This window comes from Streptomyces sp. NPDC020898, assembly GCF_044333925.1.
GTDB lineage: Bacteria > Actinomycetota > Actinomycetes > Streptomycetales > Streptomycetaceae > Streptomyces.
Genome location: NZ_JBIRRV010000017.1, coordinates 67384 through 82050, shown reverse-complemented (window position 1 = coordinate 82050; position 14667 = coordinate 67384). Strand labels below are relative to the sequence as shown.

The following is a 14667-nucleotide window of genomic DNA, read 5'->3' as shown; positions in this document are numbered from 1 at the left end:
GTGGCTGGTGTGGGCGTTGCTACTTGGGCTCTCGGGCGAACTCCGTGAGAGCTGTGGACACCGGCTCGGGCCGGCCGTTGTTCTGTTCGGGTGCGGCGGTCAGCACGTCGAGGTGCTGGTAGCCGTCGGCGACCACGGGGTGCAGGTCCGCCGGGACCCGGCCCGCCAGCAGTCCGTCGCCCGCGAGCACGGTGAGCGTCGGGTCGGCGGCGAGCCCCTCGGGGTGCACGATCAGGCGCTTCACCTGCGGGGAGGTGGCCAGTTGGAGGTCCGTGACCAGCTTGGTCGGGAAGTAGTGCTCCGTGAAGTCGAGCGGCTGCTCGGCCAGGCTCCGGGCCAGTTCCTGGATGTCGGTGACCTCCTTGCCCGCGCCGGTGAACGGCGTCCCGTCGGCCGACCGGTACCCGGGGTCGTCGCGGTCGCCGACGCGGTCGTAGTTGCGCCAGCTGTAGAGCGGCCCGTGCGGCCGGTCCGGGATGGCCTTGTAGGCGGTGCCGAACAGCCCCGGCTGCTGGTCACCGCCGTTGGCGACGGGGAAGGTCTTGTCCACGATCGGCCCGCCGTCGAAGAACCCCACGCTGCTCTGGAGGAACGCCAGCGGTACGGAGTTGTCGTCCAGCAGCGCGCCGAGCACCGCCTCGTTGGTGAGCCGGAAGTCCTTCACGGCCGGTGAGCCCGTGAGAAAGGCGGCGGCGTCCTTGGCGAACAGGAAGCGGTTCGTGGCCTCGATGTTGACGTTGGCGGGCAGATAGGACGGCAGGTCGGCCTCGCCGCCCGGATCCCGTACGGCGCCGACGCCCGCGATGGCCAGCAGGGTCATCGTCTCGGCGTTGAGCAGCACCGGCGCGGACAGCGACCGCGGCAGCACTCCGCTGTCGAGCCCGGCCTGCACGACGCCGTAACCGAGGCCGATGTCGGGCAGGTTGGTGTCGTCCGGGATGCTGCCGCTCAGGTCGGCGAGCGAGGTGGAGACGGTGGTGTCGAGGGCGAAGTACCCGGCGCACTGACGGTGTCCGGCGTCGGCGGTGGTGGCGGGGTTGCCGTCGAAGTCGGCGACCGCGAAATACCCGGTGATCACGCCGCCCAGGGAGTGCCCGCCGCACAGCACCTTGCGCTCACGCAACCCCTGATCGGGCAACTCGGCGGTGAGCAGGGTGTATTGATCGCGGACGGTCTGCTCGATGCCGAGCTTCGCCATCCAGCCGAGCTTGTCGTTGCCGAGGAACCCGGCGAAGGTACGGCCCTCGACCTGCTTGCCCCGGTAGTAGTAGTCGACGGCCGTGTGCTGGTCGCCGGAGGCGATACCGGTGTGGTCCTCCAGGCAGTTGGAGCGCCGGTCCAGGGCCCAGAACTCGATGTGCAGGCCCCGTTCGGCAGCGCGCGCCACGGTGTTGCGGGCGGTGCTGTCGAACGCTCCGGCGCCTTCCAGGATGCCCGGCTGGGCGACGAGGATCCGGTCGGCGTCGGCCGACTCCGCCGGCCCTTCTGAGGAGCGGTAGCGCAGGTACGACAGCCAGTCGCACGCCGCCGGCCGTGCCCCGAAGGACGCCGGCAGCGGTGCCTTCACCCGGACCACCGACTCGGTCACCCCGGCGACCGCGACCGCGCTCGACGACACGACGGGGGCCTCGGTGCGCACGCTCTCTCCGTGCGCTTCCGGGGCCACGGCGGTGAGCATTCCGGTGGTCAGCAGCACCGCGAGCACGGTGCTGCCCACCCTCTTCTCGGAGGTCCCTCTCCTGCGACTCGTGTTCATAGCGGGACGGTAGGACCGCGGGGTGCCCGCGATCAGGCGGTGCTCACAAGAACGCAGCCCCCGGTGACGCCTTTGTCATCAGGCACCAACCGTTCCCGCCGTCTACAGCCCGTCGTTCTTCATGGCGGCGACGATCCGGACATGGCGGTCGGCCGCCGTGCCGGAGAACTCGTTGTCGTAGTTCAGGCCGTAGGGCCAGAAGTGTCCGCCGCCGGTCGACAGTTTGGCGCTCGAACCGTCGAACTGCCGTACCAGCGCCGTGGCTTGGGCACCCGTCCAGGTGCCGCTGCCGCCGTGGGTGGACCAGCCCGAGCTGGTGCCCACGCCTATGGTGTGGGCGATCTCGTGCAGAGCGGTCCGCTCCTTCATGTAACTGCGGTTGCTGCCGAAGCGGATGGTCCCGTTGAGGTTGCCGTCGGCGGTGGGCACGCCGGGCTCGTAGCGGACGGTGATGGTCTTCCCGAGGTCGCTGAGGTTGTTGTAGCGGGCGACGGCGGCGTTCATGGCCGTGGTGATGAGGTCGTACGCACTCTGCTGGTCCGCCGTGGGGTTGCTCGCCCGGGTGAGGGACCAGGTGATGGTGGCTGCCGCGGCTCGCTCCCCGGCCGGGGCGGTCTGCGGGGCTGCTTGGGCGATGCCGGGACCTGCCAGCATCGCGGCTGCCAGGGCGGCCACGACCGCCTTGTTGCGCCAGGTGGCTCGCTGTGAACTCATGGGGGCTCCTGTGGGGGGATGAGCCGTCGCGTGGGGACGACGGTGTCCTGAAAGCGCTTTCCCAGGTTGCCGGGAGGCTAGCCAGATGTTTCGGGCACGTCAATGAACTGCACCAAGCCCAGCCCTCGCAGCGGAACTTGACGGAACGTGCGCACCATCTTGACGTGTTCATTTTTGTCATCAAGCATGCCGTCAGCGCGATTCCTTCTGTTCGGTTCTGTTCACCTCCTTGTCTGTGGAAGGGAGTGCCGTGTCCCCTCGGCACCGCCAACGCATCGCCCGGGCCCTGGCCCCGACGGTCCCCCTGGTTCTCGGCGCGGGTCTTCTGGTCCCACAGCCCGCTGCGGGCGCGGACGCGGCGGCGCTGAGCTCGGTCACCGTGCGGGTCGACCCGTCCTACCAGCAACAGGAGTTCGAAGGCTGGGGAACAAGTCTCGTCTGGTTCGCCAACGCGACGGGCGGCTATCCGGAACCCGTCCGAAGACAGCTCGTGGACATGCTGTTCGGCGAGGACGGGCTCGACCTCAACATCGCGCGCTACAACATCGGCGGCGGCAACGCCCCGGACGTCCGCAAGGACTACATGAAGGCCGGCGCGACCATGGACGGCTTCTGGAAGGCCCCTGAGGGCACCACCCAGAAGGACATGGACTGGTGGGATCCGAACAACCCGGACCACTGGGACTGGGACGCCGACGCGGGCCAGCGCTGGTGGGTGGACCAGATCAAGGACAAGATCACCACCTGGGAGGCGTTCAGCAACTCGCCGCCCTGGTTCCAGACCGTCAGCGGTTACGTCTCCGGGGGCTTCGACGCGAACACGGACCAGATCCGCGCGGACCGTGTCGACGAGTTCGCCGAGTACCTGGTGCGGGTGACCGAGGAGATGGAGCAGCGGCACGGCATCACGTTCGACACCATCGATCCGCTGAACGAGCCCAACACCAACTACTGGGGTACCCAGTTGGGCGCCAACGGCCAGCCCACCGGCGGCCGTCAGGAAGGCGCGCACGCCGGGCCGGGGCTCCAGCAGAAGGTCATCCTGGCCCTCGACAAGGCACTCGCCGGGGCGAAGACCGACGCCGCGATCTCCGCGATGGACGAGACCAACCCGGGCATCTTCACCCAGAACTGGAACGCCTACAGCGCCGAAGCCCGAGCCGCCGTCGAGCAGCTCAACGTGCACACCTACGGCACCGGCATGCGCACCAGCGCCCGGGACATCGCCAAGGGCGCGGACAAGAAGCTGTGGATGAGCGAGGTCGAGGGCAACTGGGGTACGGGCACCGACTTCACGAGCATGGAACCGGGGCTCGGCATCGCCACCCGGATGGTCGACGACATGCGTGAACTGGAGCCCTCCGCCTGGGTGTTCTGGCAGCCGATCGAGGACTCGATCCCGCAGGCCGCGGCCGGCAAGAACTGGGGCAGCATCCATGTCCCGTTCAACTGCACGGCCACGGACACCCTGGAGACCTGCCCGATCAAGGCCAACTCCAAGTTCCACACCATCCGGAACTTCACCCACTACATCCGCCCCGGCGATCACTTCGTGAAGACCGACGATCCCTCCAGCGTCGCCGCGGTGAAGGAGTCCGGCCGGGCGGCGACGGTCGTGCACGTGAACAGCGGTACGTCCGCGCGCTCCGTGACCCTCGACCTGGCGCGCTTCGGCAAGGTCGCGCGGCAGGCCTCCGTCACGCCCGTGGTGACGAGCACCGACGGCGCACTCGTGAAGGGCGCACCGGTGCGGGTGACCGACCGGACAGCCACACTCACCGTCCCCGCGCAGTCGGTGACCACCTTCCTGGTCGAGGGTGTCAGCGGCGTCGCGAAGGATGCCGCCCTCGTACAGTCCGGGCATGTCTACCGGTTCCAGGGCGCCCAGAGCGGCAAGTCGCTGGCCCCGTCGGACGACGGCAGCGGCATCGTCATCCGCACGACCGACGCGGGCAGCGCGCAGCAGTTGTGGTCCGCGGAGCAGCTGACCGACGGGACGAGCCACCGCGAGCGCTACGCCCTCACCAGCGTCACCACCGGCAAACGGCTCGCCGTGCGCGACAACCAGGCCGTCCTGGAGGACCCGGCGGGCACGGAGCCCGACACCGGCGCCCAGTGGATCCTGTCGACGACCGGCGACGGCACCTGGACGTTCGTCAACGCCGCCACCGGCCGCCTCCTCGACGTCACCGGGCAGTCCTCCACGGACGGCGCGAAGGTGTCGACGTACACCCCGACCTCGGCGGCGAACCAGCGCTGGGCCGTGACCGACGAGACGGTCCTGCGGACCGAGCCGGCCACGGCGTTCACCGTCCCCCGGCTGCGGCCCGAGCTGCCCGAAACGGTGACACCGGTGTTCCGCGACGGTGCCCGGGGCGCCCTTCCCGTGGTGTGGGACCTGCCGTCGGACCGGGCCTGGCGCGATCCCGGGACGGTGCGGGTGAAGGGTGAGGCGACCGACGCGCTCGGGCGGAAGATCCCCGCGAAGGCGGTCGTCACCATCGACACGATCGCCTCGACGGTGCCCGGACGTGCCAAGACGTACGTGGGCGGGCAACCGGAGCTGCCGGCCACGGTCGTCGGCGTCGGCGCGCACGGCGGCCGGACCGACCTTCCGGTCACCTGGGACCCGGCGCCCGACGGGGCGTTCGACGCGACCGGGGTCGTGACCCTGCACGGCGTCGCCCGGATCGTCGGCAGCGGTACGGCCGACGCGACCGTACGCGTCCAGGTCACGGAACCGGTGTCGGCCAACATCGCGCCCGACCAGGATGTAGCCGTCGCCGCCACGTTCACGGAGAGCGGGTACTCCGCCGAGCGGCTGCGCAACGGCACCCTGGCCGAGAAGGCGTGGTCCAACTGGAAGCCGGGGAACACCAAGAACCCCTCCGACACCGTCACGTTCACGCTGCCGAAGGCCCGCGGCCTGGACCGGATCGTCGCGCACTTCCACCGGGACGGGTCCAGCGCGTCCTTCCCCGAGAGCCTGAAGGTTCAGGTACGGGCGGCCGACGGCACGTGGGTCGACGCGAGCGGCGCCGTCGCGGTCGGGACCGAGGGCACACCGGTGGTCGACGTACCGCTGACGGCGGGGCCGACGACCGGGGTGCGGGTGGTCATGACGGCACGTCCGGGCGGTTACGTCACCATGGGCGAGATCGAGGTGTACGCCAAGTCCCCTGCCGTCGCCTCGGATTCGGCCGCCGCGGCGATCGAGGTGGCCGGTGTTCCGGTCGCGGGCTTCGACGCCGGCACGACCGACTACCGGGTCGCGACGAGGGACCCGGCCCGGGCCGTGATCACGGCGACGGCTCGCGATCCCTACGCGACCGTCACGGTCGAGAAGGTCCGCGAGCACGGCCGCACGCAGGCCGTCGTCACGGTGACCGGTGAGGACGGAACCCGGACGACGACGTACCGGATCACACTCGTACGACGCTGAGTGCCCGTCCGGAGGGGAGGGGACCCGCTGTTCGCGGGTCCCCTCCCCTCCGGCGTTCAGCGCCGCAGGTTCGCCCGCACCGCCGCGGCGACGACCGCGTCCCGCTCGGCGCGGGTGAACAGCCCCTGGGACAGCCAGCCGTCGGCGAGGACGCGTACCGCGTCCAGGAAGCCGCTCTGGGAGGCGAAGGGCGCCTGTGCCCAGAGCACGTCGAGGAAGGTCAGGCCGTCCGCGCGGGCGCGGTTCGGTACGCCGGAGGTTGCCGTGCCGAACACGACGACGGGCTCGGAGCGCCTGAAGTAGGCGTGGTAGCGGGCGTCGTCGGCGATGTGGAACGGGGCCAGGGTCAGACCGTGCGTGGTGAAGTGCAGCGGGCGGCCCTCCGGTCTGACCGAGGCGGCGAGGTCGCCCCGTAGCGTGAAGTCCTTGTAGAAGGAGAACGTGCGGAGCCCGGTGGCCTGGCTCCGGGCGACCAGCAGGACCGGTCCGTAGAACACCGACTGGACGGTGGGATCGTCCAACGCCCGTTCCACGCGCAGGCGGTAGGGAGCGGAGACGGCGACCCGGTCGCCGCGCTGCCAGTTCCTGCTCAGGGTGAGGTAGCTGCCCGGTACGGCACCGGTCGGCTGCGGAACCCCGTTGACGGTGACGGTGACGCCTCCCGTCGCCCAGGACGGGACCCGCAGCTTCAGGTCGAGACTGCCCCCACCCTCACGGAACGTCAGGGTGCGCACGCCCTCGGCCGGGTAGTCGCTCGTCTGATCGACGACGAGGCCGCGCTCCGGCCAGCGCAGGGTGGAGGCGAGGTACAGGTTGACGTAGAGCGCGTTGCCGTCGGCGGAGCGGAAGTACACCGAGTCCTGGTACTTGGTGTGGTTCTCCATCCCGGTACCGCCGCAGCACGTACCGGTGTTGCCGTACTCCCGCACGACCCCCGGGCCCATCCCGACGAAGTACGTGACCTCCGGGCTGCCCGTGCTCCGGACGTCCCGGCGGGAGGCGAGGATGTGGTTGGTCAGGCCCCGCTCGTAGTGGTCCATGTAGGCGGCGTCGGGGGTGTGGAAGAACAACTGCCGGCTCAGCTTCAGCATGTTGTACGTCGCACACGTCTCGGCGTTGTTGTCCGCGAGGGTCGCCGCGATCGCGTTCCGCGCCCGGAACATCTCACCCTGGCCGGTACCGCCCAGGCTGTACGTCCGCGAACCCACGACCATGCCCCAGAAGTTGCGGGCGGCAGCGGCGTACTCCTGCTCCCCCGTGTGGTCGAACAACCGCAGGTAGCCGGTGAATTGAGGAATGTGCTGGTTAGCGTGCCTGCCATCCAGAATGTCGCGGTTCTCCGAACAGGCCTCCAGCAGCGCGGTGTTGTCGAAGCAGCGGGCGGCGGCGAGGTGTTCCGCCCGGCCGGTGAAGGCATACAGGTCGGCCAGCACCTCGTTCATGCCGCCGTACTCACCGGCGATGTAGATCGACCACATGCGCTCCAACTGGGCCTGGGGCAGGCGGCTGAGCCTGCTGTGCACCCAGTCGCCCATCTTCGAGGCGATCGTCAGGGCCTGCTGGTTCCCTGTGAGGGTGTGGGCGTCGAGGAGGCCGCGCATGATCTTGTGGCAGGTGTAGTAGGGCGCCCAGATGGTGGGGTAGGTCGTGTAGCTCTCCAGGAGGATGAACTGCGTCTCCGGGTACGCGGCCAGGTACCCGGGGTGGCTGGGTCGCGGGGATCCGTGGTCCGCCAGGGCCTGTTGGCACTCACCCAGCGCGCCGACCAGGTAGTCGAGCTTGGTCTTCAGCGCGGCCTCACGCGTGTCGGCGTACGCCTGGGCGACGAGCGTGAGGAAGTGGCCGCCGAAGTGGCCGCGCAGGTTCCCGTCGGAGGTCTCCCAGCCGCCGGGCGGCTGTGCGCCACGGGTGTCGAGCCCGGCGTTGGCCCGGAAGACGGCGAGGATGCGGTCGGCCGGGTAGGCCCTGGCGTATTCGAGCATCAGGTCGCGCTTGCGACGGAACACGCCGTCGCCCAGGGTGACTTGGTCCAGGGGGAAGGGCTGTACGGCCCAGGTGGACGGGGCTTGCACGGGGAGGGCTGCGCCTTCGCCGGGTGCGGCGGGGAGGGCCGGGGCCGCGTGTGCCGCAGGGACGGCGTACGCCAGCGGGGTGGCCGCAGCGGTCCCTGCGGCGAGTCTCAACAGACGGCGGCGGGTGGGGGGTTGAGACATGCTCGGACTCCGATCGTGGGGTTCGGCGGGTCTGGTCTACGGTTCTGTCGTCGGCAGCCACACGCGCATCGTCGAAGGGCCGCGGTTCGCCCAGGAGTTGTACGGGACGAGGACGACGCCGGTGCGTTCGGCGGTGGGAGCAGTGGTGGAAGCGGGGGTTCGGTCCAGCGCCCGGTACGGCCAGGGGGCGTCGCCCGGGTCGGTCTGATCGACGAGTTCGCCCGGTGCGACCACGGTGTCGTCCGGCCCGTCCTCCGGCTCGGCGGAGGGGTCCACCCGTACGGCGTCGACCTCACGCCCGTCCGGCAGGTCCACGGACTCGGCGCAGTACACCAGCGGGCCGCGCTGGACGGCGACTGTGCCGCGTACGGCGTCGATGCGCGGGTCCGGGGCGATCCACCGTGGCGTCACGGGCAGTTCGAGCCGTATCTCGTCGCCGGGAAGGAAGACCCGGGTGACCTCCGCCGTGCCCGGGGCGACCGTGCGGCGGATCCCGTCCGGGTCGACCAGGCAGGCCGTGGCGCCCGCCGTCCAGGCGGGGACGCGCAGCGACAGCGTCCAGGGGCGGGCCGGGGACGAGCGGTCGATCCGTACCGTCACGGTTCCGCCGGACGGGTAGTCGGTGCGGACGCGGAGCGCGACGCCGTGGCCGCCGGTGAGGGAGGTGGCGATCTCCGCGTCGGCGTACTGGTGGAGCTGGATGCCCTGGTCGTCCGCCGTCGCCACATACGCGGGCAGCGCGGCCAGTGTGCGCGCCACGTTGGTCGGGCAGCACGACACCGCGAACCAGGGGGCGCGCAGGCCGGATTCGGCGCGCGGGCTCACGGCGTCCGTGGCGGGCGCGGCGCCCCGGTGTCGGCGGTGCAGGGTGTTGGCGTAGAAGAAGGACCGGCCGTCCTCGGACGGGGAGGTGGCGACCACGTTGAAGAGGGTCCGTTCGGCGAGGTCGGCGTAGCGCGGGTCGCCGGTGGCCAGGAGCAGCCGCCAGCCGAGCTGGACGGAGGCGACGCCGGCGCAGGTCTCCGAGTAGGCGCGGTCCGGCGGGAGGACGAAGTCGTCGCCGAAGGACTCGTCCCGGTGGTGCGAGCCCATGCCGCCGGTCAGATAGGTGCGCCGGGCGATCGCGGCCTCCCACTGCCGTACGACTGCGGCGAGGAGCTCGTCGTCCCCGGTCTCCATGGCCACGTCGACGGCGCCGGCGGCGAGGTAGAGGGCGCGGACGGCGTGGCCGCGCAGCACCGTGGCCTCCCGTACGGGCAGGTCGTCCTGGTAGTAGACGCGGCCGAACTCGCTGTCGGCGAGGGTGCCGTGGCCTCGGCGGTCGATGAACAGCGCGGCCTGGTCGAGGTAGCGCTGCTCGCCGGTCAGCCTGGCCAGTTCGACCAGGGCGGTCTCGATCTCCGGGTGGCCGCAGACGCGCTCGATGCCGCCGCGGCCGAAGGTGGCGCAGATGTGGTCGGCGGCGCGTCGGGCGACCTTCGTGAGTTCGCCCTCGCCGCGGGTCCTGGCCTGGGCGATGCCCGCCTGGATCAGGAACCCGTAGCAGTACAGTTCGTGACCCCATTCGAGGTCGCTGTAGCGGGGCTGCTGTCCGGGGTGGCCGAAGGCGGTGTTCAGGTAGCCGTCCGGTTCCTGGGCGGATGCGACGGCCTCGGTGAGCGCGGCGATGTCCGGGTCGAACGCGGCACCGGTGCCCGTGCCCGTCTGCCAGGCCATCGCTTCGAGGAGTTTGTAGAGCTCGGAGTCCGCGAACTCCCTTCCCCGCCGGTCCCGTTGGACGCGGCCCTCGGCGACGGCCCGGAAGTTGCCGGTCCAGCCGACGCGTTCCATCCAGTCGCGGCTGTGGGCGAGTGTGGCGTTGGCGTTGGTCTCCCGGCGCCGGGCCCAGAAGCCGCCGGTGATCCTGACCTCGTCCAGACCCAGCGGACGCAGCCGTCCCCGGGTCGGTGCCACGGGCAGCACGGTCGACAACTCTCGGTTATCGCTCACCAATTGATGCCTTTCATCCGGTTCGTCAGCCCTTGAGCGCGCCCGACATGAAACCCCGTACGTAGTGCCGTTGGAGCAGCAGGAAGAGGAGGAGACACGGCACGGCGAGGACCACCACACCCGCCTCGGTGGCGCCGTAGTCGACGGCGCCCATGCTCTGCTGGCGCAGGTTGGCCACGGCCAGCGGCAGGGGTGCCTTCTCGCTGTCGGAGATGAGGATCAGCGGGGCGATGAAGTCGTTCCAGGCGGCGAGGAACGCGAACAGACCGACGGTGATCAGCCCCGGTCGTACGGCGGGCAGAAGCACCCGGCGCAGTGCGCCGGCCGTGCCGCAGCCGTCGACGAGCGCCGACTCCTCCAGTTCGCGCGGTACCGCCTCGAAGGAGATCCGCATCATGAAGGTGGCGAACGGCAGCTGGAACATGGCCAGGACGAGGCTCAGCCCGATCAGCGAGTTCTGGAGGTGGAGCCGGCCGAGCAGGACGTAGAGGGGGATGAGCAGGGTGGCGTACGGGACCATGAGGATGGCCAGGGTGAGCAGGAACAGCAGGTTCTTTCCGGGGAAGTCGAAGCGGGCGAAGGCGTAGCCGCCCAGCAGGGACACCCCGAGGGTCAGGGCGACGGTGAGCGCCGAGACGACGGTGCTGTTGAGGAGGTAGCGCCACAGGCCCGCGTCGTAGTCGAGCAGGGTGCGGTAGTTGCCGAGGCCGTAGCCGGACTCCTGTGCGGTGCCGGGCTGTCCGCTGACCGAGGCCCAGGCGTTCCACACCAGGGGGAAGAGGAAGATGACGGCCAGTCCTCCGGCGACGACGTAGTAGGGCGTTCGGCCGAGGGTGCGGGCCAGCACGGTCGGGGTCCCTCTCATGACTCGTCGGCGCGGCGCAGGCCGCGGAACTGGAGGGCGTTGAGCAGGAGCAGCACGCCGAGCACGATGGCCGAAAGGGCCGCCGCCGTACCGAGGTTCATCCGCTGGAAGGCCTCGCGGTAGATCAACTGGACGACGGTGACCGTGCTGTTGTCCGGTCCGCCCTTGGTCAGGACGAAGAACTGGTCGAAGGCGAGCAGCGATCCGGTCACGCAGAGCAGCAGGGTCAGCGCGAGGGACGGACGCAGCAGCGGCAGGGTGATGGAACGGAAGATCTGGCCACGGCTCGCGCCGTCCATACGGGCCGCCTCGAACACCTCGTGGGGGATGCGCTGGAGGCCCACGAGAAGGATCAGCATGTAGAAGCCGGCGAACTTCCAGACGATCAGGAAGACCGTCGAGAGGAGGGCCGAGGTCGGCGTGCCGAGGAAGGACACCGGTTCGTCGACGAGGCCCAGGGTTTCGAGGATGCTGCTGAGCGGGCCCGTGGTCGGGCTGTACAGCCCCCAGAAGAGCAGGGACGCGGAGGCCAGCCCGAGGGCGCTGGGCAGGAAGTAGACCGTCCGGAAGAACCCCGCCCCCGGCCGGAACTCCTGTACCAGCAGCGCGAGAAGGAGTGCCAGGCCGAGGAGGACGACCGTGACGATCACCGTGTAGAGAAGGGTGAAGCGGACCGCGGGCCAGAACAGGGTGCTGTCGATGGCGTCGGTGAAGTTCTCGGGCGCGTTGACGCCCCGGTCGCCGGCGAGGAGCGGCCAGTCGCTGAGGGACATCTGCCCGACGAGCAGCAGCGGCAGCAGGAAGAACACGGTGACGAACACGGCCGTGGGGGCGGCGTAGGCGAGACCCTGAGCCTTGCGGGACGTCCACCGGCGCGCGGGTGGCCGATCGGCCGCCTTCACCTGCATGGCTCTCCTCTGCCGTGCGCTGCGGGTGGGTGGGGGCTGGTCGCGCAGTTCCCCGCGCCCCTGAGAGACGAGGCTTCGCCCCTGTCTCTCAGGGGCGATCAGTCGGCCAGGGAAGCGCTCACCGCGTCGTTGTCCTTGTCGATGTCCGACCCGTCGCCGAAGACGGCGTCGCGCATCAGGCTCAGCCAGGGGCCGTTGGGGTCGTTGAAGGTCTGGCCGAACTTGAGGGCGTACGGGGTACGGCCGTCCGCCACCAGTTCGTTGATGGCCACCAGTCGCGGGTCCGCCTGGGAGTACGTGTTGGACGCGAGGTCGGTGCGTGCCACCACGTCCTTGTGGGCGGCGACCACGTCGACCTGTGCCTTGTCGCCCAGTGACCAGGCGAGGAAGTTCCAGGCCTGGTCGGCCGACTTGCTGGTGGCGGCGATGCCGATGGCGTCACCGCCGACGAAGGTGGACCTGCCGCCGTCGGGTCCGGGGATGGGCGCGACACCGAGGTCCAGGTCCTTGGGCATCAGCCCGAGGGTCGTCGAGGGCATCGGCATGACGCCGACCTCGCCCTTCGGGAAGACCCCGGTCCAGGTTGCGCCGGTCTCGTCGCGGGCGCCGGGGGCGACGATGTCGTCCTCGACCCAGCCCCGGTAGGTGTCGTAGACCTTCTTCGCGGTGGCGGAGTCGAGCGATGCCCCGGTGCCCTCCTTGTCCAGCACCTCCTCCCCCGCCGCCCAGATGGACGGCCACCAGGTGAAGACACCGCAGCCGCCGCAGTTGCCGCCGAAGAAGGTGCCGTTGACGCCTCCGCCCAGCGCGTCCACGGCGCGTGCCTGCCGGTCCCACTCGCCGAGGGTGGTGGGCGGCTTCTCCGGGTCGAGCTTGGCGCGCCGGTACAGCTCCTTGTTGTAGAAGAGCACCGACAGGTCGAGGGTGTGCGGCACGACGTACTTCTTGTCCTCGTACGTGCCGGCCTTGATGTGGGACTGGGCGAGGCTCGCTGCGAAGGGCAGGGCGTCGATGCGTTCGGTGAGGTCGGCGAACAGCCCGCTGGAGGTGTAGTTCGGGACGAACACCACGTCGGAGGCGAAGAGGTCGGGCAGGTCCTTGGAGCCTGCTGCCGCGCCGACCTTGGCCTGGTAGTCGTCGGTGGGGACGACGGTCAGCTCGATCTTGTTCTTGTGGCTCGCGTTGTACGCCTTGACCAGCGCCTCGCTCTGGGGTCTGGTCGCCGCGCGCGTCCACATCGTCAGCGTGGCGCCGTCGTCGGCGCCCGTGACGCCCACCGCTCCCCCACCGCCTCCGCCGCCCGAGCCGTCGTTCCCGGAGCCGCAGGCCGTGATCAGGCTCGCGGTGGTCAGGAGCGCGACGGCGCCGGTGGCAAGTCGGCGTCGGTGTCCACGTGGTCCGGTCGTGCTCCCCATAACGATCCCCCTCGTGTGGGTTCTGCGCCGGAAAGAAACCGAAAAGGCTTTCTGAAAGCTAGGACGCGGCTCACTGTCCGTCAATCCCCTTGCACAGAAGGGAAGTCGGAGAGCCGATGGGAGACTCACCGCAACCTGTGAAAAGACGCAGGACCCACCTCGACCGAAACAACTCGCGTACGGTTTACGCACGCAAGGCGAGACAGGAGTACACCCATGGCACAGGCCACCGGCCCCTCTCGTTCGCGACCCGCCACCCTCAGCGACGTCGCCCGGCTGGCCGGTGTGTCCATCGCCACCGCGTCCAAGGCGCTCAACGGCCGCAGCCAGGTGCGCGCCGAGACACGGCAGCGAGTGGTCGACGCGGCCGAGCGGCTGTCGTTCAGGCCCAACCAGCTGGCCCGTGGCCTGCTCGCCGGGCGCACGGGCACCGTCGGGCTGCTCACCAGCGACCTGGAGGGCCGGTTCAGCATCCCGATACTCATGGGCGCCGAGGACGCCTTCGGCGCGGGCGAGGTCGCGGTCTTCCTGTGTGACGCGCGCGGTGACGCGATCCGCGAACAGCACCATGTCCGCGCGCTGCTCGGGCGCCGGGTCGACGGTCTGATCGTGGTGGGCAGCCGGACCGATCCGCGTCCGTCCCTGGGCCGTGAGCTACCGGTCCCGGTGGTGTACGCGTACGCGCCGTCGGACGATCCGGCCGATCTGTCCATCGTCCCGGACAGCGTCGACGCCGGCCGGATCGCCGTGGAGCACCTGATCGCGTGCGGCCGTACCCGGATCGCGCACATCACCGGCGACCCGGGGTATCTCGCGGCGCGGGAGAGGGCCGAGGGGGCGCTGGCCGCGCTCACCGACGCCGGTCTCGCCCCGGTCGGGGAACCGCGGTTCGGGGCCTGGTCGGAGGGCTGGGGGCGGGCGGCCACCGCGCTGCTGCTCGACCGGCACCCGGACGTCGACGCGGTGCTGTGCGGCAGCGATCAGATCGCCCGCGGTGTCATGGACGGACTGCGCGAACGCGGCCACCGGGTGCCGGAGGACGTGGCGGTGCTGGGGTTCGACAACTGGCAGGTGCTGACCACCTCCTCGCGCCCACCGCTGACGAGCGTCGACATGAATCTGGAGCAGGTCGGGCGGGCGGCGGCACACGCCCTGTTCACCGCGATCGGCGGGGCCCGGCGCTCGGGGATCGAGACGGTGCGCTGCCGGGTGGTGCTCAGGGGATCGACGGCGCCGTCGTCCTGAACCGCTGTCCTGAACCACTCGGTCGGTCAACTGGGCTCTCATCCACCTCTCTTGACACTTCATCAGCTCGCTTCTACGTTGCGAAAACCTTTCAGGTCGTTTTCAGCGCACGCCGGATCA

General features: G+C 70.2%; 9 protein-coding genes. 2 read left to right on the top strand and 7 right to left on the bottom strand.

Features of this window, described 5'->3' with window-relative positions; translation table 11 throughout:
* Positions 1 to 19: 19 nt before the first annotated feature.
* Positions 20 to 1756 (bottom strand): hypothetical protein, encoded by a 1737-nt coding sequence (locus ACH4TV_RS38055; protein WP_398405890.1) that lies wholly within the window; start codon positions 1754 to 1756, stop codon positions 20 to 22.
* Between the two features lie 102 nt (positions 1757 to 1858).
* Positions 1859 to 2470 carry a hypothetical protein gene (locus ACH4TV_RS38050; RefSeq protein WP_398405889.1) on the bottom strand — a complete coding sequence of 204 codons (612 nt, stop codon included), beginning with the start codon at positions 2468 to 2470 and terminating at the stop codon, positions 1859 to 1861.
* A 250-nt stretch (positions 2471 to 2720) separates the two neighbouring features.
* On the opposite strand from ACH4TV_RS38050, the gene ACH4TV_RS38045 reads away from it, so the two are divergent.
* On the top strand, positions 2721 to 5912 hold the full coding sequence (locus ACH4TV_RS38045) for a glycoside hydrolase (RefSeq protein WP_398405888.1): 3192 nt from the start codon (positions 2721 to 2723) through the stop codon (positions 5910 to 5912).
* Between the two features lie 56 nt (positions 5913 to 5968).
* Here the strand turns inward: ACH4TV_RS38045 and ACH4TV_RS38040 are convergent, their stop codons facing one another.
* The 5 genes from ACH4TV_RS38040 to ACH4TV_RS38020 all read right to left on the bottom strand — a co-directional run bounded on the left by ACH4TV_RS38040 (position 5969) and on the right by ACH4TV_RS38020 (position 13302).
* Positions 5969 to 8125, bottom strand: coding sequence for a beta-L-arabinofuranosidase domain-containing protein (locus ACH4TV_RS38040; RefSeq protein ID WP_398405887.1), 2157 nt, complete (start codon positions 8123 to 8125; stop codon positions 5969 to 5971).
* 36 nt (positions 8126 to 8161) lie between these two features.
* Positions 8162 to 10114 (bottom strand): glycoside hydrolase family 127 protein, encoded by a 1953-nt coding sequence (locus ACH4TV_RS38035; RefSeq protein ID WP_398405886.1) that lies wholly within the window; start codon positions 10112 to 10114, stop codon positions 8162 to 8164.
* Positions 10115 to 10139: 25 nt separating this feature from the next.
* A complete protein-coding gene (locus ACH4TV_RS38030) occupies positions 10140 to 10961 on the bottom strand; it encodes a carbohydrate ABC transporter permease (protein WP_398405976.1) in 822 nt (273 codons plus the stop codon).
* A 14-nt stretch (positions 10962 to 10975) separates the two neighbouring features.
* Positions 10976 to 11887 carry a carbohydrate ABC transporter permease gene (locus tag ACH4TV_RS38025; protein WP_398405885.1) on the bottom strand — a complete coding sequence of 304 codons (912 nt, stop codon included), beginning with the start codon at positions 11885 to 11887 and terminating at the stop codon, positions 10976 to 10978.
* A 98-nt stretch (positions 11888 to 11985) separates the two neighbouring features.
* The gene (locus ACH4TV_RS38020) at positions 11986 to 13302 is read right to left on the bottom strand and encodes an ABC transporter substrate-binding protein (RefSeq protein WP_398405884.1); all 1317 of its coding nucleotides are present in this window, start codon (positions 13300 to 13302) and stop codon (positions 11986 to 11988) included.
* Positions 13303 to 13518: 216 nt separating this feature from the next.
* Between ACH4TV_RS38020 and ACH4TV_RS38015 the strand changes: the two genes are divergently transcribed.
* Positions 13519 to 14547: a LacI family DNA-binding transcriptional regulator gene (locus ACH4TV_RS38015; protein WP_398405883.1), complete on the top strand. Its 1029-nt coding sequence runs from the start codon at positions 13519 to 13521 to the stop codon at positions 14545 to 14547.
* Positions 14548 to 14667: the final 120 nt, after the last annotated feature.